This is a genomic window from Streptomyces torulosus (assembly GCF_001419765.1).
GTDB classification, from domain to species: Bacteria; Actinomycetota; Actinomycetes; order Streptomycetales; family Streptomycetaceae; genus Streptomyces; species Streptomyces torulosus.
The window spans coordinates 1-3,716 of sequence record NZ_LIRK01000856.1; the positions used below are offsets into that span (position 1 = coordinate 1).

Annotated in this window: 3 protein-coding genes; all 3 read right to left on the reverse strand. The window is 71.0% G+C overall.

The genetic code is table 11. The features are described from left to right. Positions 1–26 precede the first annotated feature (26 nt). Positions 27–1,001 carry an ABC transporter permease gene (locus tag AOK23_RS41410; RefSeq protein WP_055717557.1) on the reverse strand — a complete coding sequence of 325 codons (975 nt, stop codon included), beginning with the start codon at positions 999–1,001 and terminating at the stop codon, positions 27–29. Further along, positions 988–1,971, reverse strand: coding sequence for an ABC transporter ATP-binding protein (locus tag AOK23_RS41415; protein WP_055717558.1), 984 nt, complete (start codon positions 1,969–1,971; stop codon positions 988–990). The genes AOK23_RS41410 and AOK23_RS41415 overlap by 14 nt, the downstream gene beginning before the upstream one ends. A 76-nt stretch (positions 1,972–2,047) precedes the next feature. Beyond that, a complete protein-coding gene (locus AOK23_RS41420) occupies positions 2,048–3,406 on the reverse strand; it encodes a LolA family protein (protein ID WP_055717559.1) in 1,359 nt (452 codons plus the stop codon). Between the last annotated feature and the right edge of the window lie 310 nt (positions 3,407–3,716).

Sequence of the window (3,716 nt, forward strand, 5' to 3'; positions counted from 1 at the left end):
CCCCGGCCCCGGCTCCGGCGGAGCCGCTACGTCGTGATGTCGCGGCTCGTGAACCGTGCCCAGGCCGCCGAGCCGAACACCGCCGCGTACAGGGCCTGGAGGCCGAGGTTGCGTTGGAGTTCGTCCCAGTAGACCGGCTCGCGCATGAGGTCGGCGAAGGACAGCCAGTAGTGGGAGAAGAAGTAGGGGTGGAGGGCGTCGAGTTGGGGGATCTGGTCGAGGATCTGGACGGTGATGAGCAGTCCGACCGTGGTCGCCATCGCGGCGATGCCGCTGTTCGTGAGGGTCGAGACGAAGAGTCCCAGCGCGGCGATCCCGATCAGTGACGCGGCCACCGCCAACGCGATCAGCAGCGCCCGGAAGAGTCCCTCGCCGAAGCTGACGCGTGTCCCGGAGATCGTCGTCACCTCGCCGAGAGGGAACAGCAGCGCCCCCACGGCCAGTGCGGAGGCCGCCACGACCAGGGTCGCGACCAGGCAGAACGTCATCACCGTGGCGTACTTGGTGAGCAGCAGCCGGGTGCGGCCGGCGGGCGCGACCAGCAGATAGCGGAGGGTGCCCCCGCCCGCCTCACCGGCGATCGCGTCGCCCGCGACGACGCCGACCGCCATCGGCAGGAAGAAGGGGAGCGTCGCGGCCAGCGCCGTGAACACCAGGAACAGCCCGTTGTTGGTGATCTGTGCGATGAACGCCGGGCCCTCGCCGCCACCGCCCCCGCCGCCCGGACCTCCGCCCATCGACGACCCGTCGCCGGTCTCGATCTTCACGGCGATCCCGACGAGGACCGGCACGGCCGCGAGCACGGCGAGCAGCGCGAGCGTCCGCCACCGCCGGAAGGTGGTGACCAGCTCACTGCGGAACAGTCCGAACGTCCACAGCAGGCTCGGCGCCCTGCCCGCCCCGGCACCCGCACAGGACGCGGTGGCTGTGTCGGAAGTCGTGGCCGCGTCAGAAGCGGTGGCCCCGTCGGCAGTGGTGCCACCCTGCTCAACCCGCGACATCGAAGCCCTCCCCCGTCAGTGCCACGAACGCGTCCTCCAGGGAGGCGCGTTCGACGCCGAAGCCGCGGACGCGGACGCCCGCGGTGACCAGCGCCGCGTTCAGTTCGGCGAGGTCGCGGTCCGGTGGTTCCCCGGTCACCCGGTCCTCCGTCACCACGACGTCGCCGACCCCCTGCTCCTTGAGCACCCGGGCGGCGTCCGCCGGGTCGGGCGTGGTGACGACGAGCCGTCCCCGTGCCCCGGCGGCCAGTTCGGCGACCGGGCCTTGGGTGATCAGCCGGCCCTGCGCCATGACAGCGGCGTGCGTGCACACCTGCTCGATCTCGTCGAGCAGGTGTGAGGAGAGGAAGACGGTGGTGCCGTCCGACGCCAACTCGCGGACCAGGGCGCGGATCTCCCGCATGCCCTGCGGGTCGAGCCCGTTGGTCGGCTCGTCGAGGACGAGGAGGCGGCGCGGTCGCAGCAGCGCCGCGGCGAGGCCCAGCCGCTGTTTCATGCCCAGCGAGTACGCCTTCGCCTTCTTGCCGGCGGCGGCCGTGAGCCCGACCCGGTCCAGGGCGGCCCCGACGCGTGCGCGCCGGGTGCGGGGGTCGGCGGTCGGGTCGGCTGCGTCGTACCGGAGGAGGTTGTCGCGGCCGGAGAGGAACCCGTACAGCGCGGGCCCTTCGATGAGGGTGCCGACCTCGGGCAGTACGGTCCGGGCGGCACGCGGCATGGGCCTGCCGAGGACCTCGGCGGTGCCGGAGGTCGGCTCGATCAGGCCCATGAGCATACGGATGGTGGTGGTCTTGCCGGAGCCGTTGGGGCCGAGGAAGCCGAAGACGCTGCCCGCCGGGACGGTCAGGTCGAGGCCGTCCACGGCGAGTTGCCCGCCTCGGTAGCGCTTGGTGAGCGCACGGGTGGAGATCACCGCCGCACCGGTGGCCGTCCTCCCGCCCGCGTCCGTGTCCGCGGCGGACTGTTCCTGCATGGCTCCCTCATTCACGTACAGGCGTACGCCGTACGGCCGTACACCCGTTCGGGCATACGGCGTACGGCGCACGGGCCTACTTGGCGGCGTCGGCCGCCTTCACCAGCGCGTCCTTGGTGACGGCGCCCGCGTACACCTTGCCGTCATCGGTGAACAGGACGTTGATCAGGCGGGTCTTGAAGACCGTGCCGGAGCCGAAGTCGCCCTTGACCTGGTCGCCGAGGGAGTTCAGGAACCCGTCGACGCGGCTGTCACCGGACGACTCGGAGCCACCGGTGGGCATGCCGCCCTCGGCCCCGCTGTCGATCACGGCGATGGCGCTCCAGCCCTTGCCGATGGTCTTCAGTCCGTCGAGTCCGCTCGCGAAGTCGTCCTCGGCGCCCCCGGCCCCCTTGCGGTCCGCGTCCTCGCCGAACTCCTTCTCGAAGTCCTTCCCGAAGTCCTTCCCGAACTCCTTCTCGAAGTCCTCGCCGAGCCCGTCGACCTTGTTGTCGTGGTGGCCGGACTCCTCCATCTCGTCGGCCTCGGTGACCTTCGCACCCTTCGGCGGGGTGAAGTCGAAGGTGGAGGCGCTCGGCTTGCCGAAGTCGACCTGGGTGAAGCCGGCGTCCACGACGGCCGAGCCACCGCTCGCCGGGGTCAGCGTGAACTTCAGCGGCAGCCCCGTCTTCGCGTCGACGGCGATGGAGATCGCGCCGATCGTCGAACCGGACTGCTTGGGCGCGATCACCAGCTTGTACGCGTCGCGCCCGGCGACCTGCGCGGTCCCGTCGACAGTCACGGACGTGGTGTCGTCGACGGCCTTCAGGGCCTCCTCGGCCAGCTGCTGCGGCGTGGTGGGCACGTCCTCGGGAACGTCCTCACGGCCCTTGCCGCCCTTGCCCTCCTCGCCGGCGCCGGTCGCGTGGTACACCTCGTTCGAGGCGCTGTCGTACGCCCACACCTCGTCGCCGTTGTGGATGAGGCTGTACTCCGAGGTCTTGTCCAGCAGGGACAGCTTCTGCTTGTCCGGGCCGTCGGCGGCGATCCGCAACGTGTGGGTGCCGGAGGCGAGTTCGAGCAGCTTGGAGGACGGGTCGGCGGAGGAGCCGTCGCCGCCGGAGGCGCCCTGCGCCACCAGGCTGTCGGCGAGACCGCCCAGGTCGGGCAGGCCGAGATCCGTGGTGATCTTCACCGTGCCGGACACGCGCTGTACGTCCGAGGCGGCGATCTTCTCGATGAGTTCCTGCGCGCTGATCTTCGGCAGATCGGGGTCGCCGGACCCGGCGAAGGCCGGGACGAGACCGATGGTCGCCGCCGCCACGCCCAGCACGGTGGCCGGGACGACGTACCGCGCGGCCTTGCGGCGTCGCGCCGAACGCACCTCCTCGGCCTCGGCCGCGAGCACGGCCGCGTCACCGGCGCGGGCGCTGTCGTCGGATTCGTACGGTGCCATGTGTGCCTTACCTCCGTCGTCGGCGGCGGCGTCCACTTAGAGCCGCCATTCTCACCCGAATCGGTGAGGAGTGGTGATACCCATCTGACCAAATCGGCCGGAGGGAATCGTCAGACTCGGGGCTCAACTCCACGTACTGCTACGGGATGACACGGCGACTGCTTCGGGATGACACGGGCCGACGGCGCCCGGGGAAACCCGTAGGGGTCACGAGAACCGGCCCTCCCGCGCCGGGGCGATGGCCGGAGGCGGAGGGCCGGAGGAGTGAAGGCCGGAGGCGGTGGGCGGGGGGCTGTCTCTTATACAATCT